Annotated in this window: 16 protein-coding genes; 2 read left to right on the forward strand and 14 right to left on the reverse strand. The window is 35.8% G+C overall.

The genetic code is table 11. The features are described 5' to 3' along the window. Nucleotides 1-197: 197 nt before the first annotated feature. From BUC11_RS08675 to BUC11_RS17270, 13 genes are all read right to left on the reverse strand, one after another. Complete coding sequence (locus BUC11_RS08675) at nucleotides 198-1940, reverse strand: APC family permease (RefSeq protein ID WP_073353364.1); 1743 nt, start codon at nucleotides 1938-1940, stop codon at nucleotides 198-200. A 513-nt stretch (nucleotides 1941-2453) separates the two neighbouring features. Beyond that, nucleotides 2454-4259, reverse strand: coding sequence for an acyl-CoA dehydrogenase family protein (locus tag BUC11_RS08680; RefSeq protein ID WP_073353366.1), 1806 nt, complete (start codon nucleotides 4257-4259; stop codon nucleotides 2454-2456). A gap of 68 nt (nucleotides 4260-4327) precedes the next feature. Further along, on the reverse strand, nucleotides 4328-5509 hold the full coding sequence (locus BUC11_RS08685; RefSeq protein WP_073353367.1) for an acetyl-CoA C-acyltransferase: 1182 nt from the start codon (nucleotides 5507-5509) through the stop codon (nucleotides 4328-4330). 93 nt (nucleotides 5510-5602) lie between these two features. Continuing rightward, entirely contained in the window at nucleotides 5603-7993 is a 2391-nt protein-coding gene (locus BUC11_RS08690; protein ID WP_073353369.1) for a 3-hydroxyacyl-CoA dehydrogenase/enoyl-CoA hydratase family protein, read from the reverse strand. 46 nt (nucleotides 7994-8039) lie between these two features. Beyond that, the gene (locus BUC11_RS08695) at nucleotides 8040-8549 is read right to left on the reverse strand and encodes a MarR family winged helix-turn-helix transcriptional regulator (protein WP_073353370.1); all 510 of its coding nucleotides are present in this window, start codon (nucleotides 8547-8549) and stop codon (nucleotides 8040-8042) included. Between the two features lie 629 nt (nucleotides 8550-9178). Next, nucleotides 9179-10231, reverse strand: a complete 1053-nt coding sequence (locus BUC11_RS08700) for a proline iminopeptidase-family hydrolase (RefSeq protein WP_073353372.1) — start codon at nucleotides 10229-10231, stop codon at nucleotides 9179-9181. A gap of 21 nt (nucleotides 10232-10252) precedes the next feature. Then, nucleotides 10253-12028: an AMP-dependent synthetase/ligase gene (locus tag BUC11_RS08705; RefSeq protein WP_073353373.1), complete on the reverse strand. Its 1776-nt coding sequence runs from the start codon at nucleotides 12026-12028 to the stop codon at nucleotides 10253-10255. 216 nt (nucleotides 12029-12244) lie between these two features. Then, a complete protein-coding gene (locus BUC11_RS08710; protein ID WP_073353376.1) occupies nucleotides 12245-13207 on the reverse strand; it encodes a sodium-dependent bicarbonate transport family permease in 963 nt (320 codons plus the stop codon). Nucleotides 13208-13280: 73 nt separating this feature from the next. Next, nucleotides 13281-14624 carry a dihydroorotase gene (locus tag BUC11_RS08715; protein ID WP_073353377.1) on the reverse strand — a complete coding sequence of 448 codons (1344 nt, stop codon included), beginning with the start codon at nucleotides 14622-14624 and terminating at the stop codon, nucleotides 13281-13283. Nucleotides 14625-14627: 3 nt separating this feature from the next. Next, nucleotides 14628-15584: an L-threonylcarbamoyladenylate synthase gene (locus tag BUC11_RS08720; RefSeq protein WP_073353378.1), complete on the reverse strand. Its 957-nt coding sequence runs from the start codon at nucleotides 15582-15584 to the stop codon at nucleotides 14628-14630. A 6-nt stretch (nucleotides 15585-15590) separates the two neighbouring features. Beyond that, nucleotides 15591-16427, reverse strand: coding sequence for a DUF6671 family protein (locus BUC11_RS08725; protein WP_073353380.1), 837 nt, complete (start codon nucleotides 16425-16427; stop codon nucleotides 15591-15593). Nucleotides 16428-16430: 3 nt separating this feature from the next. Next, the gene (locus BUC11_RS08730) at nucleotides 16431-16706 is read right to left on the reverse strand and encodes a hypothetical protein (RefSeq protein ID WP_073353381.1); all 276 of its coding nucleotides are present in this window, start codon (nucleotides 16704-16706) and stop codon (nucleotides 16431-16433) included. 234 nt (nucleotides 16707-16940) lie between these two features. Continuing rightward, nucleotides 16941-17075, reverse strand: coding sequence for a hypothetical protein (locus BUC11_RS17270; RefSeq protein ID WP_262487737.1), 135 nt, complete (start codon nucleotides 17073-17075; stop codon nucleotides 16941-16943). Between the two features lie 395 nt (nucleotides 17076-17470). Between BUC11_RS17270 and BUC11_RS08740 the strand changes: the two genes are divergently transcribed. Beyond that, the gene (locus BUC11_RS08740; RefSeq protein ID WP_073353384.1) at nucleotides 17471-18394 is read left to right on the forward strand and encodes a LysR family transcriptional regulator; all 924 of its coding nucleotides are present in this window, start codon (nucleotides 17471-17473) and stop codon (nucleotides 18392-18394) included. A 158-nt stretch (nucleotides 18395-18552) separates the two neighbouring features. Next, nucleotides 18553-19503, forward strand: coding sequence for an NAD(P)H-dependent flavin oxidoreductase (locus tag BUC11_RS08745; protein WP_073353387.1), 951 nt, complete (start codon nucleotides 18553-18555; stop codon nucleotides 19501-19503). A 246-nt stretch (nucleotides 19504-19749) separates the two neighbouring features. Here BUC11_RS08745 and purL read toward each other — a convergent pair whose 3' ends face one another. Then, nucleotides 19750-23433, reverse strand: a complete 3684-nt coding sequence (purL, locus tag BUC11_RS08750; RefSeq protein WP_073353388.1) for a phosphoribosylformylglycinamidine synthase — start codon at nucleotides 23431-23433, stop codon at nucleotides 19750-19752. Nucleotides 23434-23457 lie beyond the last annotated feature (24 nt).

Here is a 23457-nt window from a genome sequence, read left to right on the forward strand (position 1 = left end):
CAGGGAAAAGAATTAATTTTCTTTTCTTTGTTCTGAAAAAATATTTCATCTTTCTTTGAGATTCCTAACTTTCGCATTTATTAATTGAATTCAAGGATTAAAATCTCCAAATAGAAGAAGGGTGTAGTTCAATATTTCTTTCATTATTGATAAATTTTTTATTTGCAAAAAAAATCATATTTCTATCTGTTTTTTCTCTACATAATTAGTCGTACACCACCCAGTTCTGAAATTCTATAAGAAAAACGATCTCCTGGAGAACCGATAAACATAAAGTTTTTTGGAATATCCCATTTCTTTGACAATTCTTCTATTATTTCAGGACCAAAAGTGCCTTTAATTTCTATGAATTCAATATCGATGTCTGGATAAGCCCGATCGAGGACTTCTAAATCTTTGATCAATAAATCATTTGATTCGCCTTCTTTCTTAATATTTACAATTTTTAATTTTTTAGTTGTTTCATTGACTTCTACATATTGCATTACCTTGTTTAGAATGGCAACGTCATCTCCTTTTGTGAAAAAAACGAATTCCTGGGAATTAATTTTAACATTTAATTTCACTAAATAACGATTGCTAAATAAAACTATTTTCCGCAGTGGTTTAGAGAAATATTCCAAGGCATCAATTAATAATTGTATTAAAATAGTCCGATTGAGCATGATGGCTATGAAAAGTAAAGCGGGTAAAAGATATTTTATAAAGGTATAGAAGGATTCAATATTCATATAGAGATTACCTGCAAAAGCTATAGCTATAAAAGTAATGGCGATCACAACTGAAATTCCCCTAGCTCTTTCTGGACGAGGCAATTTTTTACGTTTGAATTTTAATAGTAAATTTCCAATCCCAAAGAGGCCCATTACAGCTAAAAAAGAAAAAGTATATACGCCAGCTAACGATACTAAATCGCCTTTAGTAACAAATAATACAGAAACACACAATACTAGAAAACTAATAATTATTCTATAATTAGAGCCGCGTTTGTTTTGTTTTAAAAAATAATTAGGCAAAATCCGGTCCAATGTCATACGGTTTAATAATCCTGAAACTCCAACAAATGAAGTTAATACGGCACCGCAAAGAACTAAAACCGCATCAACGGAAATTAGATAAGCTAACCAAGAACCTCCCGTAGTTTGCCCTAAATAGGCAAGAAGTGACTCTCGGTGATCTCCAACCTCTGCAAGAGGAATAATGCAAATAAGCAATAGTGCCAATACTGGATTAAAAAAGCTAACAATCGCCCACATGTTTCGCAATGTTTTTGGAAAAATACCATGCTCTTGTTCCTCTACAAAATTAGCTGAGCTTTCAAATCCTGAAATACCAAGCATCGCAGCTGAAAACCCTAAAAATAAGGCCGTAACGACACCGCCAGAGGACACTGGTACTTCCCAATTGATATAAAAAGTTTGGAAACCGTTATTCGAAATGAACCATAGTGAAGCTAAAACCAGCGTGCTTAATGTAATTAAATGTATTATAAAAATAATTACAGCCACAAAAGCGGATTCGCCAATACCCAAAATAGCCAAACCAGTGAAAGCTACTAAGACAACAATTGTAGCTATCGTTACATCAAACCCCGTAAAAATCCCATGCAAATAATGCATGCCTTCTGAAGCTGAAATCACGGCAGTAGCCATATAAGACAAGACGGTTAATGTGGCTGCGACAGAAGCTATTCTTTTTGTCGAAGTATTTAATAAAACATTATAAGCACCGCCGTTCAGCGGAATGGCACCTACTACTTCCCCGTATATTTTTCTGAATAAAAAAAGTACGACGGCAACTATTAACAGTGAAATCCATGCAAATTGTCCCGCATACATAATTGTTAATGCAGAAACATACAAACAGGAGGAGCTAATATCATTTCCGCATATTGCGGTAGCTTGTAACTCGTTTAATTTCTTGTGTAATTCTTTTTTCATTTTTAACTTAACAATTTTATTGTTTTTTTACGGTGCTAATTTTTGACACAGAAAAGACGAATAGCGTTTTAATAAATAATTTGTGACTAAAATTACTAACTTTTTTACTAAACTGAAAGTAATGAAACCACCAGTTTAATGGATATAAAAATAAGTAAGCTAATGAATACTTCAGTAGAGTTAAAAACCGAGTAAAAAAACAAAATGGCTTTTTACCTATTCAATTTTTGTGAAAAGTACAATTAATTTTTAAATATTTAGAGCCAATATAAAGGCAAGTTGTAGAAAATCATGGTTAATATAACGTCCTGTCATTTTACAGGATATTTAAGTGCGATAATAAAAAGGACTTAACCAACAATTTTTATACTACTTAGAAAGATTTATAATGCCCAACCAAGTTTAGTTGCTTAATGATCCTGAATTTAAGCAGTAGAGCAATAAAAAAAACCGCACTGTTTATAACAGTTGCGGTTTTCTAGACAAATAAAAATACTAAAAATGATCTTTAAATTAGAAGCAATATGCGTTTTCTGCTACTAACTTAGTAGTGATAGTTTCTCTTAATCCAACAATATTTGGCATATTGGTATATTTAGTAAAACGTCTTAAGCCCATTAGCATCATGCGTTGTTCATCACCTTCAGCAAAAGAGATTACACTTTCTTTTCCTTTTTGTGTCACAATGTCCACTGCTTTATAAAGGTATAATTTGGCCATAGCAATTTGCTCTTGTACTTTAGCTTCTCCTTCTTTTTTGGCTAATTTTTCAGTTCTAAGAATGGTACTTTCAGCCATATAAATTTCAATTAAGATGTCAGAAGCTGCCATCAACAGTTGTTGATGAGCATCTAAATCGGGTCCATATTTTTGAACTGCCCCACCAGCAACCATCAAGAATGCTTTTTTCAATTTGGTAATCATTTCTTTTTCCTCTGCAAAAAGTTCAGAGTAATCAGGTGTTTCGAAAGAAGGAATTCCCATTAATTCTTCCGTAACTTTCATCGCTGGACCTAACAAATCGACATGACCTTTCATCGCTTTTTTGATCAACATTCCTACAGATAGCATTCTGTTGATTTCGTTAGTACCTTCATAGATACGAGCGATACGTGCATCTCTCCAAGCACTTTCCATTGGAGTGTCTTCAGAGAATCCCATTCCACCAAAGATTTGAATACCTTCATCCGCGCAATTTTGAACATCTTCAGAAACCGCTACTTTCAATATAGAACATTCAATAGCATATTCTTCAACTCCTTTTAATTCCGCTTCTTGATGTGAAATTCCTTCCGCTTCCCGTGCTGAAATTCGATCTTCTACATCTTTCGCTGCGCGGTAAGAAGCACTCTCACCTGCATAACAACTGGTTGCCATTTCGGCTAATTTAGAACGGATAGCACCAAACTGAGAAATCGCAGTGTTGAATTGGATTCTTTCATTCGCATACTGCACAGAACCAGAAATCACTCTTCGCTGCGCATCTAAACAAGCTGCGGCTAATTTAATACGCCCTACGTTCAATGCATTCATTGCTATTTTAAAACCATTTCCTCTTTCAGATAACATGTTTTCAACGGGAACTTTCGTTTCGTTGAAAAAAACTTGCCTTGTAGAGGAAGCACGAATTCCTAATTTATGCTCTTCTTCACCCATAGAAATTCCGTTATCATTTGAGTTTTCTAGGATAAAACCAGTAATGTTTTTATCATCACCAATACGGGCAAAAACGATAAATAAGGAGCAAAAACCAGCGTTTGAAATCCACATTTTTTGTCCAGTGATTTTGTAATGTGTCCCATCTTCAGATAAAACTGCTTTCGTTTTTCCAGAATTGGCATCAGATCCAGCACCCGGTTCTGTCAAGCAATAAGCACCAAACCATTCGCCTGAAGCTAATTTAGGAACGTATTTTTGTTTTTGTTCTTCGGTTCCGTATAAAGTAATTGGCATTGTTCCAATTCCTGTATGCGCTCCAAAAGCAGTAGAGAATGATCCCGTTGCTCCAGAAATATAATCACAAACCAGCATCGTTGATACAAATCCCATTCCCAATCCACCGTAAGCTTCAGGAACAGCAACTCCCAAAAGACCTAAGTCTCCTGCTTTTTTCATACATTCTTCTGTATACGCATAATCCTTTTTCTCAAAACGATCTTTGTTTGCCCATAATTCTTTGTCTACGAACTCTTTTACGGAGTCCCGCATCATTAATTGTTCTTCTGTAAAATCTTCTGGAGTGAAGATGTCCTCGCACTTTGTTTCTTTAACCAAAAACTGACCGCCACGGGTTACGTTTTTTTCAACTGTATCTGCCATTTTTTTATTTTTTAATATGTTTTTTTATTCATGATCTTCATCCTCAAAAAACGAATGATAATGTTGGACTATAAAAGCTCGTAAACCCCAGCACTACCTTGTCCTGTTCCCACACACATCGTAACAATACCATATTTGTTTCCACGACGTTTCATTTCGTCGAATAATTGAACTGATAATTTAGCTCCAGTACATCCCAGTGGGTGTCCCATTGCAATTGCACCACCATTAACGTTAATAATGTCAGGGTTTAAATTAAGTTCTCTTATTACTGCTAACGATTGTGAGGCAAAAGCTTCGTTTAATTCAATTAAGTCAATATCATTTATAGTTAATCCTGCTTGTTTCAATACTTTTGGTATTGCTTTTACAGGTCCTATTCCCATTATTCTAGGTTCAACACCAGCTGAAGCAAAGTTCACTAATCGTGCAATAGGTTCAAGATTATATTCTTTTACCATCTCTTCACTCATAACAAGCACAAAAGCAGCACCATCACTCATTTGTGAGGAGTTACCAGCTGTTACACTTCCGCCAGCTTCAAAAACCGGTCGTAAACCAGCCAGCGCTTCCTTTGAAGTTCCTGCTCTAGGTCCTTCATCTTTATTAACAATATAGGATTTAGTTTCTTTTTTTCCGTTTTCGTTGATAAACGTTTGTTCAACGGTAATAGGAACAATTTGTTTGTCAAATTTACCTTCGGCTTGTGCTTTCAAAGCTTTCATGTGAGAATGATAAGCAAATTCATCTTGGTCTTCTCTAGATACCTTAAACTGTTGTGCAACGGCTTCGGCTGTTAAACCCATTCCCCAGTAGTAGTCTTCGTTTCCTGCTTTTGCAACAGCATAATCCGGCGTGGGCTTGTACCCTCCCATCGGAATAAAACTCATGCTTTCAGCACCACCAGCAATAATACAATGTGCCATTCCTGATTGGATTTTTGCAGTTGCCATTCCAATAGTTTCCAATCCTGATGCACAATACCGGTTGACCGTTACACCTGGAACATCTTCAATTTTTAATCCCATCAAAGAGATCAAACGTCCTACATTAAGACCTTGTTCTGCTTCTGGCATGGCATTTCCTACCATTACATCATCAATACGCGTTTTATCAAAGTCTGGCAATTCATTCATCATAAATTGAATCGTTTCTGCTGCTAACTCATCGGGTCTTTTAAATCTAAAAACTCCCTTTGGTGCTTTACCTACCGCAGTACGATAAGCTTTAACTATATATGCTGTTTTCATATTTTTTATTTTTAAGAGTAGAGAATTTGCAGAATAGAAAATAAACTTTGAACGATGTGTTGAATCTATCTTCTATCCTCTTTATTCTATTTTCTAATTACGAAGTGGTTTTCCTTTGGTTAACATAAATTGGATTCTTTCCAATGTTTTTCTTTCCGTACAAAGTGATAAAAATGCTTCTCTTTCAAGGTCTAATAAGTATTGTTCAGACACTAATGTAGGTTCCGATAAATCTCCACCAGCCATTACATAAGCTAATTTATTTGCTATTTTCTTATCATGTTCAGAGATGTATTTACCAGCTTCCATTTGGTCCGTCCCTACTAAGAACATTCCTAAAGCTTGTTTTCCTAGTACTTTTACATCTGTTCTGCGAATAGGTTGAGTGTAACCAGCTTCGGCCATTAGTAAAGCATGTTTCTTTGCTTCGGCAATTTGACGGTCTTTGTTTACCACAATAATATCTTTACCTTTTTGTAAAAGTCCAGTGTCAAACGCTTCATAACCTGAGGTGGATACTTTGGCCATGGCAATGGTCAAGAAATATTCTTGTAATACATTCAGCTCGACATCATTTTTATGGAATAAATCGGAAGCACGCATAGCCAATTCTTTCGAACCACCACCGCCTGGGATTACCCCTACGCCAAATTCAACTAATCCCATATATGTTTCTGCGGCAGCAACTACTTTGTCCGCATGCAAACTCATTTCGCAACCACCACCAAAAGTCATTCCGTGTGGTGCAACTACCACTGGAATTCCAGAGTAGCGCACGCGCATCATCGTGTCTTGAAACATTTTGATCGCCATATTCAATTCATCATATTCTTGCTCAACTGCCATCATGAATATCATCCCGATATTGGCACCAACAGAGAAATTCGCTGCTTGATTTCCAATAACCAATCCATGGTATTCTTTTTCAGATAAGTCGATTGCTTTATTGATTGCGGCCAAAACATCGCCACCAATCGTATTCATTTTGGATTGGAATTCTAAATTCAAGATTCCGTCTCCTAAATCTTGTATAATCGCTCCGCTATTACTCCACACTTTTTTGCTTTCGCGAATGTTATTCAGGATTATAAAAGCATCCTGACCTGGTACTTTGTTTTGTGACTTCGTAGGGATATTGTAGAAAAAAGTTGCTCCTTCTTTTATAGAATAAAAACTAGAACTTCCAGAAGCTAGCATCTCAGTTACCCAAGCTGCTGGTTCAAGACCTTCTGCTTTCATGATGTCGATTCCTTTTTCGACACCAATGGCATCCCAAATTTCGAATGGACCATTTTCCCATCCAAAACCAGCTTTCATTGCATCGTCGATCTTGTATAATTCATCTGAGATTTCAGGAATTCTATTCGAAACATAAGCAAACATTCCAGCAAAGCTCTTTCTATAAAATTCTCCTGCTTTGTCTTTCCCTTTTACCAAAACCTTGAAACGATCAATAGGTTTATCTATCGTTTTTGTCAGTTCCAAAGTAGCGAAAGACGCTTTTTTAGCCGGACGGTATTCTAATGTATCTAAGTCTAAAGATAAAATATCTTTGTCTACTTTTTTGTAAAAACCTTGACCTGTTTTGCTTCCCAACCATTTGTTTTCCATCATTTTGTTGACGAAATCTGGTAATTTGAACAATTCGTGTTGTTCGTCGTTAGGACAGTTTTCGTAAATTCCGTTGGCAACATGTACCAAAGTATCTAATCCAACTACGTCAACCGTTCTGAAAGTAGCCGATTTTGGTCGACCAATAACTGGACCAGTCAATTTATCTACTTCTTCAATCGTTAATCCCATTTCTTTTACCAAATGGAACAAACTTTGAATCCCGTAAATCCCGATTCGGTTTCCAATAAAGGCAGGCGTATCTTTGGCAACAACCGAAGTTTTTCCCAAAAAGCGAGAACCATAATCTGTAAGGAAATCCAAAACTTCAGTTGCTGTTCGTGGGCCAGGAATGATTTCGAATAATTTCAAATAACGCGCAGGATTAAAAAAGTGGGTCCCACAGAAGTGTTTTTGAAAATCTTCGCTTCGTCCTTCACTCATAAAGTGAATTGGAATTCCAGACGTATTTGAAGTTACTAAGGTTCCCGGTTTTCTGAATTTTTCAATCTGTTCAAAAACCATTTTCTTGATGTCCAAACGTTCTACTACAACTTCAATAATCCAATCCATAGTAGCAATTTTTGCCATGTCGTCAGTGGTATTTCCAGTTGTGATTCTGCTTGCAAATTGCTGACTGTAAATAGGAGAGGGCTTCGATTTAAGGGAATTGGCTAAATGCTCATTCACTAATCGGTTTCTTACTATTTTACTTTCTAGAGTGAGTCCTTTTTTAGCTTCTGCTTCCGTAAGTTCTCTTGGAACAATGTCCAATAGTAAAACTTCAACTCCAATGTTGGCAAAATGGCACGCAATTCCAGAACCCATAATTCCGGATCCTATCACTGCAACTTTTTTAATTGTGCGTTTCATACTTAGTTTATATTTGTTTTTTTGTTAGAAAAAGATAGCCTGAATTTTAAGAAGTACTGACAATCTTAGAGATTTCATTTTCTATCTTTTCAGATTGATCCGTCAGTTCGTTGACGCTCGTTCGATTAAAAATATTTTTGTCTAGAATTAATTCATTTATGATGTCAGCCACCTCTATAAAATGCATTAGTTTTTCTTCTGGAATAGATTGTTTGACCGCATCATTGAATTTCAACACGGTATTTTTTGATAATTCTCTTTTTTCTTTACCAAATTCGGTTAAGTAAATCAATACACCACGGCCATCTTCAGGATTTTTTTTCCGGATTATTAGGCCTTTTTCCTCCATGGATTTCAAGGTTCTGGTTAGGCTAGTGGCCTCCATTCCCATTTTTGGACCCAATGACGTGGAAGGCGTTCCTTTTTCCTTATCCATGCTTAATAAAGCAAACCCTGTAGCCATGGTTGCCCCATATTTAGAAGCTTCCTCGTTGTACATTCTGGAAACTGCTTGCCACGTGGCACGTAGAATATAATCTATTGTTTTATCTTTCATAAGTAACTATATCGTTTTCAAATATAATAAAAAATACTATGCACGCATAATATATTCAATTATTTTTTTGTTAAAAAGTATTAAATATAAAAAATCTCCGCTGAAATACAGGAGATTATGCTCGTTTTTAAGAAGATTTATTTTATTTGGGCGTATCCCTGCGGGTCGGGCTGTCCGTTGTATCTTTTATGAAGCCCAAAAAATTGGGTTTCATAAAAGGATGCCACTTCCATCCCTTACGCAAATCGAGTTACGAGGAAATTAAAACTATTATGGTATAATACTATATTATGGATTTGCGCTAGAACGGCTGTGTCGGGGACCAATAGTTTGGTTAAATCAATTACTGAAATGAGGAGAGAGGGTCAGTGGTTACCAAAATAAAGGATAGGTTCATATTTCGATAGTGCAGACTGCACTATGAAAATCAAGTATGATATAATAGTCTTTTAGTAGCATTTACTATTTTGGAATAAAAGTAATTACAGCCGCTAATTGTTTTTTTTATTCACAAAAGGAAAGTCTTTGTTATACAGCTCTTTCTCGGAAGGACTCTTATAACTGTTATCCAAGCATTTAAATAAGAAAACCATGAAGGCTATTCATGGTTTTCAATTTAAAATAGTCTTTTAAGATTTCTTAAACTCCCCATTATCCACATCTTTCAAGAATTTAATAACTCCTGGGAAATAGGTTTTTGGATCATCGTATTGAGAAAGATGACTTCCGTTAGGGCAGAACAAGAAACGTCCGTTTTGGACTTCATTGGCAATCCATTTCATGTGTTCGGGATCCATGGTGTCGTATTTAGAACCAATACTCAACGTAGGTACAGTAAGTGTTTTTAATCTCGCTTTGACATCCCAATTTTTAAGAGTCGCATTTCCAGTAATGCCAAATTCACTATGGCCTTGCATATACACATATACATTTGGATTAATGTGCTTGAAACATCGGGTTATGGATTCAGGCCATTGCGCTTGTGGCATTCTCAAAACATGTTCGGTGTAATAGTATTCAAAGAGTAATTCGCTGTATTTTGGATTGTCAAAATCATTGTTTTTCTCCATATCCTGTAATTGTTTTAGGATTTTAGGATCCATTTGTGGAGCTAGAACATTTTTGGCGTACGCATTATATTCTGGAGCACTTGCCATCATATTCGAGATAATCAAGCCTTTTAGGTTTTTTTGGTATTTCAACGCGTATTCCATAGCTAGAATGCCGCCCCAAGATTGCCCCATTAGGTAAAAATTAGAACTGTCTAATCCTAATGCGATGCGTACTTGCTCAACTTCCTCTACAAAACGTGCGTTAGTCCACAAACTGTTGTCATCAGGTTGATCGCTGTAATATGAACCGAGTTGGTCGTAATAAATGTATTCAATGCTTTCGTTAGGAAAATAGCCGTCGAAAGCTTCGTATAATTCATGAGTCAATCCAGGACCGCCGTGTAAAAGCAGCACTTTTATTTTTGGATTATTACCCACAGTTTTCGTCCAAACCTTAAAAGTCCCTTTTGGTGTTTTTATCGGGATCATTTTAATTCCACCTGTGAGTTGGTCGTCTCGTTTGGAGAAATCTAAATAATTTGCTTTTATAGAATCGTCCTTTGGCTTTTGCTGACAATTAGACAGTAACAGCATACTTATTGCGGCGAAAAGTAGGACTTTTAGTTTCATAACAGAACGATTTTATGTGTACTAGTTGTAGATTTTGTGGAACAAATCGATGTATTTCTCCATTACAATTTTTCGTTTCAATTTTAGTGTTGGAGTCAATTGTCCGCCTTCTATAGACCATAAATCTGGGGTCAGTTCAAAACGTTTTATTTTTTCCCAATTCCCAAACTTTTCATTCAACTTATCCACTTCAAGTTGGATGCGCTCAATTACTTTTTCGTTTACAATTATTTCTTCATTGCTTTTTCCAATATTGATTCCGTGAATAACAGCCCATTCTTTGATAAAATCAAAACTAGGTTGAATAAATGCAGCGGGCATTTTTTGTCCATCACCAATCACCATGATTTGTTCAATAAAACGAGATTGCTTCATTGTATTTTCAATTAGTTGTGGCGCAATATATTTTCCTCCAGAAGTTTTGAACATTTCTTTTTTGCGATCCGTGATTTTTAAAAAACCATCTTGGTCAAATATTCCGATGTCTCCCGTGTGAAAATAACCATCTGTAATGACTTCATTAGTTAATTTTTCATCTTTAAAATAGCCCATCATAACGTTTGGACCTTTACAAAGAATTTCACCATCTTCCGCTATTAAGACTTCTACATTATCAATAACTTTCCCAACTGTTCCTACTCTAAAACCATGATTTCTTAGATCATTAACGGAGATTACGGGAGAAGTTTCGGTCAAACCATATCCTTCCATAACTGGGATTTCAGCCGCAGCAAAAATACGTGCTAATCTGGGTTGTAATGCCGCGCTTCCAGAAACCATTAAATCAAGGTTTCCACCCAAGCCTTCTTTCCATTTACTAAAAATCAGTTTTCGTGCAATTTTGAGTTGGAACTCATACCACAACCCATTTTTACCATACGGCTCATAGATTAAACCTAAGTCAATCGCCCAAAAGAAGAGTTTCTTCTTGATGCCAGTTAATTCACCTCCTTTAGCATAAATTTTATCGTACACTTTTTCCAAAAGCCTAGGAACTGCCGTGATAACTGTTGGTTTTACTTCTTTTAAATTATCGCTAATCTTGTCAATTGATTCTCCAAAGTATACTGAAACGCCATAATATTGGTATAAGTACAAAATCATTCTCTCAAAAATATGACAAATAGGAAGGAAACTCAAAGCACGACTTCTCCCTGCTTCAAATGGAATTCTAGTCGCACTATTCAAAACATTTGATACAATATTTTTATGAGAAAGCATGACTCCTTTGGGCCTACCTGTTGTTCCAGAGGTATAGATAATGGTTGCTAAATCTTCGGTTTTTACATTATTTTTTCGCTCTTCAACGGTATCTTGATTTCCGGTATCAACGCCTAGAATCAATAAATCATTCCAGTTTTTACACCCTTCAATTTCATTGAATGAGTAGACATCTTTTAGAGAAGGCACTTTGTCCTTAATCAAATTTACTTTTCGAAGTACTTCCGCATCTGACACGAAGCAATAAACAGCTTCGGAATGATTAAGGATATACTCATAATCTTCTTCAGAAATTGTTGGATAAATAGGAACGTTTTGGGCTCCTATTTGCAAAACGCCAATATCCATAATATTCCATTCCGTTCTATTATTAGAGGAGATGATTGCAATTTTATCATCCTTTTGCACTCCCATTCTTAATAGTGCTCGCGATACCGCATTGGCTTTGGCAATATATTCTTGTGTAGATGTTTTTATCCATTCACCATTCTGCTTGCTTACTAAAGCATCTGGAATAGAATTGTACTTTTCTTGCTGATAATAAGGGAAATCAAAGAGGCGAGTGATATTTGTCATTATAAAAATATTGGATTTAGATGCAAATTAAAAAAAAAATAAGGATAAATTTAGTAAATCAGAATTTATATCGTAAAAATTTCATGGATTATTGAAAATCAACGAAATCGTTTTCTTAGTTTCAGGCGTAATAAGTTGATTTTAAATGTAAAAACGTTTCGTATTCTAAAATTAGTAAAACATCATAACTTGAACAGGAATAGTACTATAAATGGTTTAAAAATTTTGGACGACAAGAAAATACAAAGGCAATCCGATCGTGATATTTATTGGAAAAGTTACCGCTAAGGCCATAGGTAAAAAGAGTCCAGGGTTTGCTTTAGGAACAGTAATTTTCATTGCGGCGGGAACAGCAATATACGAGGCACTTGCGGCAAGTACTGCAAAAATAAAGCGATTGGTTATGTCCGTTGTCACCAACGAACTTAGTACGGCAAATAGGCAGCCATTGAATAAAGGAATCAGAATCGCAAAAAGGAAGGGGAACCATCCAAAGGAAAAGAATGATTTGAGTTTTCGACCACTTGTTATTCCCATATCTAATAGAAATATAGCCAGAAATCCTTTAAAAAGATCATTAGTAAAGGGTTCAATTCCTTGGGCTTGTTTTTCGCTAGCCAGGAAACCAATTACCAAACTACCAAGGATAAGCAGCACACTTCCGTTTGTTAAAGAATGTTTGATGACGGTACTTTTTTCGATTGTAGTTGTTTTATCTTTATTAAAAAAAGATATTAAAACGAGCCCTATAATGATGGCAGGGGATTCCATTAAAGCCATAATGGCAACCATGTGACCATGAAGCGTTAGCTGCTGGGACTCCAAAAACGAAACTGCCGTGACAAAAGTTACCGCACTAACGGAGCCATAAGCTGCAGCAATAGCACCAGAATCAAAGACACTCAATTTTCGTTTAAGAATAAAAAAAGTGTATAGCGGGATTGTGGAGGAGATAAAAATTCCAAACAGCATGGACCAAACAATTTCGCTCGTGAATACTTCATGTGACAATTCTTGACCCCCTTTAAATCCTATGGAGAAGAGTAGGTAAAGAGAAATAAATTTAGAGGAATTAGGAGGTATTTCCAAATCGCTTTTTAAATATACTGCTATGATTCCGAGTACAAAAAAGAGTAATGCTGGATTTGTTAGATTTTCAATTAATAAATTAAGGTTCATATTTTTTGATTCGTTGGATTTTGTTACTACTTTTAATTGTTATGGGTTTAATTCTACTTAGATATTTAAAACGCTATCTGATTTTAGAAAATTTTAATCTCATTCCAGTTTTCGATTCATTAAAGGCTCCATTATTAAATACAATTGTTCCGTTGACTATTGTTTTTATAATTTTACTTTTAAATGCTTGATCTTCAAAAGGCGACCACTTGCATTTGTAAAGAATATTATTGGGAGTTACTGTCCAAGGTTTATTGATGTCTACTAGAACTAAATCAGCAAAATAGCCATCGCGAATGTATCCTCTTTCTTTAATTTTATAAATAAGAGCAACATTGTGGCACATTTTTTCTACAATTTTTTCCAAGCTAATCTTTCCTTGATGAAACAATTCAAGCATTACAGGCAAAGCGTGTTGCACTAATGGTCCTCCAGACATAGCCTCAAAATAGGTGCCTGACTTTTCTTTGAGAGTATGAGGTGCGTGATCGGTTGCAATGATGTCTAACCTATTTTCTAATAGCGATTGTAAAAGACCATTTTTGTCTTGTTCTGTTTTTATAGCGGGATTCCATTTTATTTTAGAACCTAATTTTTGATAATCTTGATCTGAAAACCAAAGATGATGAATGCAGGCCTCCGCTGTGATTCGCTTCTCACTTATTGGGGTTGTATTATCAAATAAATAGGCTTCTGCCAAAGTAGAAATATGAAAGAAGTGCAGCCTATTGTTGTGTTTTCGGGCAATTTGCAATACTCGTTTTGTAGCGGTCACACACGCTCCCTCGCTTCTTATTTTGGGATGACAATCAAAAGGAATGTCTGCACCATATTGTTTCCGGTACCATTCTGTATTTCTTTTGATGATTGCGTCATCTTCACTATGCAGGGCAATAAGTGTCTCTGATCTCGAAAAGAGTTTTTCTAAAAAATCGGGATAATTTGCCAAAATGCCTTCATCATTATTAAAATAAAGTCCATCATCAGTAATACCGCAGACATTTTCAGTGTTCGTTTTCAGGGCTTCTTCTAAATTGTCTTTATTAATTCCCATAAAAAAGGAATAGTTGACTAAGGAAGTCTGAGAAGCAATAGTGTATTTATCTTCAAGTAATTGTTGGGTTAAAGTATTTGGTATCGTGTTTGGCATTTCCATATAAGAGGTAATGCCGCCCGCTGCAGCTGCTTTAGATTCTGAGTAAATCGTTGCTTTGCTGGTAAGCCCCGGTTCTCTAAAATGAACTTGATCATCAATGATACCTGGCAAAAGATACAAACCTTCTGCTTCTATGATATGTGCTTCATTATCTGTAATGTTATTTGATATGGTTTCGATACGCTCTCCAACAATTAAAACATCAGTAATTTTCATTAGACCTTCATTGACTACGGTCGCATTTTTGATTAAAATCCTCATTGGTTATCTGTTTTTGGAAGCTCTTTCCAATCGATCATTAATTGTTCTTCCTAGGCCATTATCAGGGAAGCGTTCGGCAAGGATAATGTCGATTTGCATGCTGTCTAATTCATGTAGTGAAGCATATAATTTTGAAGTTGCTTCTTGTAAATTGCCAGAAGGAGAAAGAATAATTTGGCATGCAACGTCTTGCTCTTTTTCCGGTTGTTTAAATAGTAATAATCCAATTTTTTTATTTGGAAACAACTTAACCTGTTCTAAAACATTGGTTGTTAAAAATAAAGTCGATTTAGGAGCATAATGTCTTGATAACATACCAGGTGCTTCAGGAGCGTTTTCGTTTTTATTCAAAAGAGATACTGGTCCTACAATTTTTTCAATTTCTTCTTTTGAGATGGCTCCCAAACGATAAATAATTATTTCATCGTCATGAAAGCCAACAATTGTTGACTCTATTCCTGCTTTACATACACCGCCATCTAAAACCATCGGCAGTTTGTCTCCAAAATAGTTCTCAACATGTTCCGCTGAAGTTGGACTAATAGAACTAAATGGGTTTGCGCTAGGTGCTGCCAAAGGAAAATCGAGTTGGTGCAAAAGGGATAATGCTACAGGATGATTTGGGATTCTAACGGCAACTGTTGGTTTTCCAGCAGTTATGCGATCTGGGACCGAAGCATGCTTTTTTAGTAAAAGGGTTAGTGGTCCAGGCCAAAATAGTTTGGCCAAAATTTTAGCAGATTCCGGTATTTCTATGGCTACTTTATTTAAATCCTCTATTTGTTTAATGTGTACAATCAAAGGATTAAAAGACGGTCTTTGCTTAGTGCGGTAAATGGTATCAATTGCTTTCTCACTATAAATATTTCCTGCTAAACCGTAAACCGTTTCTGTGGGAAAACCAATGATATCCTCCTTTTTTAAAAGTTCTACAGCGAGTTCAATAGCATTACTAATCATAATTTGTTAAGGGTTGCAAAAATCACAATACATGGGATCTTCAGTTAATTTTTTATTTGGAAATTTGTCTTCTTTGGTAAAAGAGCATTTCTGACAGGTGTAAATGTAGCTTAAAGTTGATCGAGTGGGACCGTGGCATAAATTGCAGGGTAAACCTGGTTTAGCATCGGTAATTCCAAATCCTGGTGTAAAGCATGCAGGGCAACAGGATTGTATTTTTGTGATGAGTTTTTTGGTAGCCTTCTCAATCACTTTCATTCGGGTTGGGTTATACATTGCCCGCATGTCCGTTTCAACGTAGGCCATGCCAAATTGCTGTATGAATTTTTGAAAAATGATGTTTAGGGTGTCCCAATCTGTAATTCCTTTTTCAACTTCAGTACAATCATCCTTTGTTTTTTTTACAATTAAACCATGAGAAGGAAAATTTACTTTTTCAGCAAATTCCCTTAATTGTAACTCATTTTTAATCTCAGCACCATTAAAGTTCGTTTCTAGACTCAATTCTCGGGCGATAATTTCTATCTTATTTTTTTTATCAAGGAGTAGTACTATTTCATCATTGGCGTGAGCAAAAAAAAGGGAGGGATGAGGTCCAAAGGAACCTTCGCTAGCGATTACCATGTCGCAATCTGTGAGAGCTAAGGCCATTAAACATTTATTTTTAAGTGTTGTAATTGGATCGTCCTTGCGTTCTATTTCGCCGGTGAATGTTCCAAGTACATCCGAATCAAATTCTGGAATAACAAAACAGTGGACGCCTAGTTCTTTTTCAAAAAGGGGAGCTATTACTTTTTCTTTCTCGTGCTTAGTGGCAATGAGTAACTTTCTTTCTGCGAACATGTGTTATTCAATTGTAATCATGATATCAGTATCTATTTTTATTTTTAGATTTTCTTTATTAGCGTAACTTATAATCTGATCAATAGTTGTTTTTGCTTCCGTTAGTTCTATTACTCTTTTTAAACCCGCTTCGTCAGCTTTACCTGATCGTATATCAGAACTAAAGTTTTTAAGATTATGAAAATTAATTTTTGTGTTTATCAGATTGAATAAAACTTCTTTGGCTTCTTCATTTGTGAATGGCCCTTTAGTCAATTGAATTTTTTGTATTTTTTCCATTTGTGAAAATTGGTTTGATAGTGTTACAGGTTGGTAAGCGAATAAGGTTTAATAGTGCAATTAAAATTACTGCGTAAGATAATTCGCTTAATATTAAATCGTCAAACTGAATTGTGCTCAGTATAGCTATAATTAAAATCGCAGTCCAGAGCATTATCGTCAAAAAAGATCGTGTTAGTTTCATGTTTTATCGTGGGATTTATTTGTTGTTAAAGGATAGAATTGATAATAAAATTACAGGGCAATAATAATTTTTGATTGGGAAAATTGCGTAGATAGTAAGTCGTCAATTAGTATGGTGATTACTAAAGCTGAAATTAAAACAGCAGTCCAGAGGATTATTTTAAAAGTTGGTTTTGTTAGTCTCATTTTTTATGTGGAATTAGCAGTACTACTATTTTTATTTTATGATTTGTAATTTTTAAGATTGTTATGCTTTTTGAAGTGGAATTACTTCGCTTAACTTCTAATTTCTCAAAAAGTTAAGCGAATGTCATAAGCATCTATATGCATCTATAATATCCTATTATTTGGTTACTAATTCAAAATATTAGAAAAGTAAATGGTATAGAGCAAATTCCAAGCGCACGACTATGTGCGGCAATTCCTGTTTTATCATTTTCTTGTTTTTTCATTTCATAAATACTCGTACTTAAACTCTGTTTTGTTTAATAAAAGAGGTGGTACTTATATAACAGCAAATTTCAGTGTTTTTATTCATAAATTTTTATTTATATTTGCAATAGTAATCATTAAATAAATTTATGAATTATACTTTACATCAGCTTCAGATATTTTTAAAGGTTGTCAAAACGCAGAGTGTCACAAAAGCGTCCGAAGTGTTGCACCTAACTCAACCTGCGGTATCTATTCAACTCAAAAATTTTCAAGATCAATTTGACATTCCCTTAACCGAAGTGGTAGGTAGAAGATTGTATGTTACCGATTTTGGAAACGAAATTGCTGAGGTAGCAGAAAAAATAATAAATCAAGTCGAGGCCATTAATTTTAAAACGATGGCGTACAAGGGGCAATTAACTGGACGATTAAAAATTTCTATTGTTTCGACAGGTAAATATATTATGCCGTTCTTCCTAGCAGATTTTATTAAAGAACATTCCGGCATCGAATTGCAAATGGACGTAACCAATAAAAGTGGAGTAATTAGTAGTTTGGAAAAAAACGAAGTGGATTTTGCCCTAGTGTCCGTTTTACCTACGACCTTAAATATTGAAAAATTAGATTTGCTTCAAAATAAATTATATTTGGTCAGTGACTCTAAAACAGACTTTAAAGACGCTACAGATCTAAATGAGATATTCAAAGAAATTCCGCTAATTTACAGGGAAAAAGGGTCTGGCACGCGCCAAACAATGGAACGTTTTATCGAGCGAAATGCTGTTATTATTCAAAAAAAAATGGAACTTACTTCTAATGAAGCAGTCAAGCAAGCGGTGATCGCAGGATTAGGATGTTCTATTATGCCTTTAATTGGAATCAAAAATGAGTTATCCAATCAGGAACTGCAAATTATTCCTTTTAAAGGGTTGCCAATTAAAACAACCTGGAGTTTAATATGGCTGAAAGGAAAAAAACATGGTCCAGTTGCTGCTGCGCTCTTGGATTATATGCATAAAGAAAAGGATAATATAGTTAAAGAAAAATTCAATTGGTATGAGAATTATTAAGTGTTTTTACTAGTATAAAATAGCTTCGAATCCTTTTTTAAAACAAGACCTATTTCATTTTTGTGCACTAGTATGTCCGTCATTGGAATGATATCATTATAAATAGTAGGCGTGCATAGTATGTTTACTTATATTTGTTTCAATTAAAACTTAATGTAATGATAAAGCCCACGTTAACCTCTCTTTTAAACATCGATAGACCGCTGATAATGGCGCCTATGTTTTTGGTTTCGAATACTAAAATGGTAATTGAAGGCATGAAAGTAGGTGTGGCAGGTTGCATACCAGCCTTAAACTACAGAACTTTAGAGGAATTACGCGCTTCAATTCTGGAGCTTAGAGCTGCTAAAGTTCCCGGAGGAAGTTTTGGATATAATTTGATTGTCAATAAATCAAATATAAAATACAAAGATCAATTAGCTGTTTTATGCGCCGAGAAAGTAGATTTTATTATCACTTCTTTAGGATCACCCGAAGAAACTATTAATGCCGCCCATAAAGTAGGAATAAAAGTTTTTTGTGACGTTACCGATTTGGCTTTCGCCAAAAAAGTTGAAAGTTTAGGTGCCGATGCTCTGATTGCAGTCAATAATTTGGCTGGAGGACATAGAGGGGATCATTCGCCAGAAGATTTAATAAAAGAGTTGAATGTGAACACAACATTGCCCGTTATTTCTGCAGGTGGCGTGAGTACTAAAGCGGATTTAGATACAATGTTAGGTTATGGTGCCGTTGGCGTATCTGTGGGTAGTCCATTTATAGCCTCAATCGAATCAGGCGTTTCTGAAGAGTACAAACAAGCTTGCGTCGATTATGGTGCTAAAGATATTGTTCTAACTGAGAAAATATCTGGTACGCCTTGCACAGTGATCAAAACACCTTACGTTCAAAAAGTAGGAACGAAGCAATCTTGGATTGAAAGAACTTTGAGCAAGAATAAAAGTCTGAAAAAATGGGTAAAAATGATTCGTTATCTTTTGGGATCAAATGCCGTTAGCAAAGCAGCTACCGAAGTGACTTACAAAACAGTTTGGGTGGCTGGTCCTACCATTGAAAACACGATTGCAATCCGACCTGTTTCCGCGATTGTTGATACATTGACGGTCTGATTTAGTGCGGTTTTATGGTTGTCCATTTTGAATTACAGGACTGCTTCGGACTTTTTTCCAAATTTCCCGAAACACAATTGCTATACTGAACGCCTAGTGTTGCAAAATACAACAGATCCTTTTCAAAACATATATGCGTTTCCTGTTTTTCAATGTGAGATTGTTTATCTCGCATTAAATATTTAAATAGTATCCCACAAAAAAAGCGCTCTCGAAAGAGAGCGCTTTTGGTATTTTAATAAAAAATTATTTCTGATCAATCCATTTCTTAGCATTGACAAAAGCTTCATGCCAAGGTGAAACTTCGTCGTTTCTATCCTTTGGATAATGTGCCCAATTCCATTGAAAAGTAGAACGCTCAATGTGTGGCATCATCACTAAATGACGGCCTGTCACATCGCAAAGCATTGCTACATCATAGTGAGATCCATTCGGATTTGCTGGATAGCCTTCGTAAGCATATTTCGCTACTATATTGTACTGTTCTTCGCCTAATGGTAATTCAAATTTACCTTCACCATGCGAAACCCAAACGCCTAATGTCGATCCAGCTAAGCTAGATAACATCACTGATTTGTTTTCTTGTACTGTTACGGAGGTAAATATACTTTCGTGTTTGTTACTATCGTTGTGCAACATTTTTGGCATTTGCTCGTGTTCTGAATGGATTAATTCTAATTCCACAAACAATTGACAGCCGTTACAAATCCCCACAGATAAAGTGTCTTCTCTTTTGAAAAAGTTTTTCAAGGCAGTATTTGCTTTTTCATTGTACTTGAAGGCTCCAGCCCAACCTTTAGCTGAACCTAAAACATCAGAGTTAGAGAATCCTCCCACAGCTCCAATGAATTGAATGTCTTCTAAGTTTTCACGTCCTGAAATCAAATCAGTCATGTGAATGTCTTTGACATCAAAACCAGCCAAGTACATTGCATTTGCCATTTCACGCTCAGAATTACTTCCTTTTTCACGAATAATAGCTGCTTTAGGCTTCTCGACTGCGCTCGAAGTGACAGGTAACTTACCAGTAAAGTGTTTAGGGAATGTAAACTGTAATGGTTGGTTTTTATAGTTATCGAAACGCTCTTGAGCCATTCCGTTTTTAGATTGTTTTTGGTCTAATAAAAAGGAAGTTTTAAACCAAATATCTCTGTATTTTACTATATCCAATTGGTAAGATCCAAGATCCAGAGTAGCATTGGTTGTAGCATTTCCTAATTTGTAGAAAGCAACTCCATTAGCGTTTAATTTAGCTTCAATAGTAGAATCATCTTTCGCTTGGAAAACGATTCCGATATTCTCAGCAAATAAATATTTAACACTATCTTTTTCTTCAAAAACAGAGCAATCTATTTTTGCACCTAAATTCACATCGGCAAAACACATTTCCAATAATGTAGTAATCAAACCACCACTTCCTACATCATGTCCTGCAAGAATTTGATTGTCTAAAATTAACTCTTGGATGGTGTTGAATGCATTTTTAAAGAAAGCCGCATCTTTGATTGTTGGTGTTTCATTTCCTATAGCGTTCAAGGTTTGTGCAAAGGAAGAACCTCCTAATTTGAAATCGTCTTGCGATAAATTGATATAATAAATAGAACCGCCGTCTTTTTGAAGAACAGGTTCTACTACTTTTCTAATATCGATACAGTTCCCACCTGCCGAAATAATTACCGTTCCCGGTGCGATTACTTCTTCATTTGGATATTTTTGTTTCATTGAAAGTGAATCTTTTCCGGTTGGAATATTGATTCCCAATTCGATTGCAAAATCCGAACAACCTTGCACAGCGGCGTATAAACGAGCGTCTTCACCTTCATTTTTACAAGCCCACATCCAGTTAGCCGAAAGGGAAATACCGTCCAAGCCTCCTTTAATTGGTGCCCAAACAATATTTGATAATGATTCGGCAATTGCATTTCTACTTCCTGCAATAGGATCAATCAAGGCTGAAATAGGAGCGTGACCTATAGAAGTCGCGATGCCTTCAATTCCTTGATAATCTAAAGCCATTACACCACAATTGTTCAAAGGCAATTGTAAGGGTCCAGCTGTTTGTTGTTTGGCTACTTTACCACCTACGCAACGGTCTACTTTATTGGTCAACCAGTCTTTACAAGCTACGGCTTCCAGTTGTAAAACTTGCTCTAAATAGGTAGAAATATTTTTGACATCATATTCTAAAGCAGGATAATTGTAAGCAATTGTTTTATCATTCATTACCGTTTTTGGAGAACTTCCAAAGAAATCTTCTAAAGCATAATCCATCGGTTTAGCACCTGTTGATTTAGATTCAAACGTAAAACGATGGTCGCCTGTTACGTCACCTACTTGGTACATAGGAGAACGCTCTCTGTCTGCCACTCTTTGTAACAAAGCAATATCTTTTTGACCAATAACTAATCCCATTCTTTCTTGAGATTCGTTACCGATGATTTCTTTTGCCGAAAGGGTAGGGTCGCCTACAGGCAATTTATCTAAATCGATTAATCCACCGGTTTCTTCTACTAATTCCGACAGACAGTTTAAATGTCCACCAGCGCCGTGATCGTGAATGGAAACAATTGGGTTATGGTCACTTTCTACCAAACCACGAATGGCATTAGCAGCGCGTTTTTGCATTTCTGGGTTCGAACGCTGAATCGCATTCAACTCAATTCCGGAACCAAAAGCGCCAGTATCCGCAGAGGAAACCGCAGCACCACCCATTCCAATTCTATAATTTTCTCCACCTAGAATAACGATTTTATCGCCTTCTTGTGGTTTTTTCTTAATGGCTTGGTCTAATTTTCCGTATCCAATTCCTCCCGCTTGCATGATTACTTTATCGTATCCAATTTTGCGATTGTTTTCTTGATGTTCGAAAGTTAAAACAGAACCTGTAATAAGTGGTTGTCCAAATTTGTTTCCAAAATCAGAAGCTCCATTTGAAGCTTTGATCAAAATGTCCATTGGCGTTTGATACAACCATTTTCTTTCTTCCATTCCTTGCTCCCAAGGTTTGCCTTGAAAAGCTTCTTGATCTTCTAATCGAGAATACGAAGTCATGTAAACTGCAGTTCCAGCTAATGGTAATGAACCTTGTCCACCTGCTAAACGATCGCGAATTTCTCCTCCGGAACCAGTTGCAGCGCCATTGAACGGCTCAACGGTGGTTGGAAAATTATGTGTTTCTGCTTTTAACGAAATAACCGAATCAAATTCTTTTATTTCATAAAAGTCAGCTTTATCAGCTGATTTTGGAGCAAATTGTTGCACTCTTGGCCCTTTTACAAAAGCCACATTATCTTTGTATGCCGAAACAATATCGTTTGGGTTTTCTTGAGATGTTTTTTTGATTAATTTGAAAAGAGATGTTTCCTTTTCTTCGCCATCAATCACAAATGTTCCGTTAAAAATTTTATGGCGACAGTGTTCTGAATTGGCTTGGGAGAAGCCAAATATCTCAGAATCGGTTAGTTTTCTTTTTAATTTTATAGCTAAATTATCTAGGTATTCTACTTCCTCAAGACTTAATGCCAAGCCTTCTTTTTTGTTGTAGCCATTTATATCTTCAATATTCAGAATAGGTTCCGGTTGCACGCGGATAGTGAAAATTTCCTGATTTAATTCTGTATATTTTTGGGAAAGCATCGGGTCAAAATCCGCAAAATCTTCCGTCACTTTGTGAAATTCTTCGATTCGAATGATTCCAGTGATACCCATGTTTTGGGTTATTTCAACGGCATTGGTACTCCAAGGCGTTATCATTGTGGCCCGAGGACCAACAAAAAAATCCGTCAATACGGATTTTTCTATTTTATTGGAGTTGGCAAAAAGCCAGTTTAATTTTGAAATGTCTTGAGCCGATATCTCGTCTGCGCTCGATATGTTTTGCGTGTGTACAGCAAAAACAGTTTTGCTTTGGTTTTCAAAGAAATGGATCATTGTTATGTAGTTTGTTGTATTGCG

It is taken from the genome of Flavobacterium xanthum, assembly GCF_900142695.1.
GTDB classification, from domain to species: Bacteria; Bacteroidota; Bacteroidia; order Flavobacteriales; family Flavobacteriaceae; genus Flavobacterium; species Flavobacterium xanthum.

Bases quoted from the DNA above. Each gene is read 5' to 3' on its own strand.
- BUC11_RS17270 (WP_262487737.1), bottom strand. From the start codon at position 17,075: ATGAGACTAACAAAACCAACTTTTAAAATAATCCTCTGGACTGCTGTT.
- BUC11_RS08695 (WP_073353370.1), bottom strand. From the start codon at position 8,549: ATGAAAGATAAAACAATAGATTATATTCTACGTGCCACGTGGCAAGCA.
- BUC11_RS08675 (WP_073353364.1), bottom strand. From the start codon at position 1,940: ATGAAAAAAGAATTACACAAGAAATTAAACGAGTTACAAGCTACCGCA.
- BUC11_RS08705 (WP_073353373.1), bottom strand. From the start codon at position 12,028: ATGACAAATATCACTCGCCTCTTTGATTTCCCTTATTATCAGCAAGAA.
- BUC11_RS08730 (WP_073353381.1), bottom strand. From the start codon at position 16,706: ATGGAAAAAATACAAAAAATTCAATTGACTAAAGGGCCATTCACAAAT.
- BUC11_RS08690 (WP_073353369.1), bottom strand. From the start codon at position 7,993: ATGAAACGCACAATTAAAAAAGTTGCAGTGATAGGATCCGGAATTATG.
- BUC11_RS08720 (WP_073353378.1), bottom strand. From the start codon at position 15,584: ATGATTAGTAATGCTATTGAACTCGCTGTAGAACTTTTAAAAAAGGAG.
- BUC11_RS08725 (WP_073353380.1), bottom strand. From the start codon at position 16,427: ATGTTCGCAGAAAGAAAGTTACTCATTGCCACTAAGCACGAGAAAGAA.
- BUC11_RS08715 (WP_073353377.1), bottom strand. From the start codon at position 14,624: ATGAGGATTTTAATCAAAAATGCGACCGTAGTCAATGAAGGTCTAATG.
- BUC11_RS08740 (WP_073353384.1), top strand. From the start codon at position 17,471: ATGAATTATACTTTACATCAGCTTCAGATATTTTTAAAGGTTGTCAAA.
- BUC11_RS08680 (WP_073353366.1), bottom strand. From the start codon at position 4,259: ATGGCAGATACAGTTGAAAAAAACGTAACCCGTGGCGGTCAGTTTTTG.
- purL (WP_073353388.1), bottom strand. From the start codon at position 23,433: ATGATCCATTTCTTTGAAAACCAAAGCAAAACTGTTTTTGCTGTACAC.
- BUC11_RS08710 (WP_073353376.1), bottom strand. From the start codon at position 13,207: ATGAACCTTAATTTATTAATTGAAAATCTAACAAATCCAGCATTACTC.
- BUC11_RS08685 (WP_073353367.1), bottom strand. From the start codon at position 5,509: ATGAAAACAGCATATATAGTTAAAGCTTATCGTACTGCGGTAGGTAAA.
- BUC11_RS08745 (WP_073353387.1), top strand. From the start codon at position 18,553: ATGATAAAGCCCACGTTAACCTCTCTTTTAAACATCGATAGACCGCTG.
- BUC11_RS08700 (WP_073353372.1), bottom strand. From the start codon at position 10,231: ATGAAACTAAAAGTCCTACTTTTCGCCGCAATAAGTATGCTGTTACTG.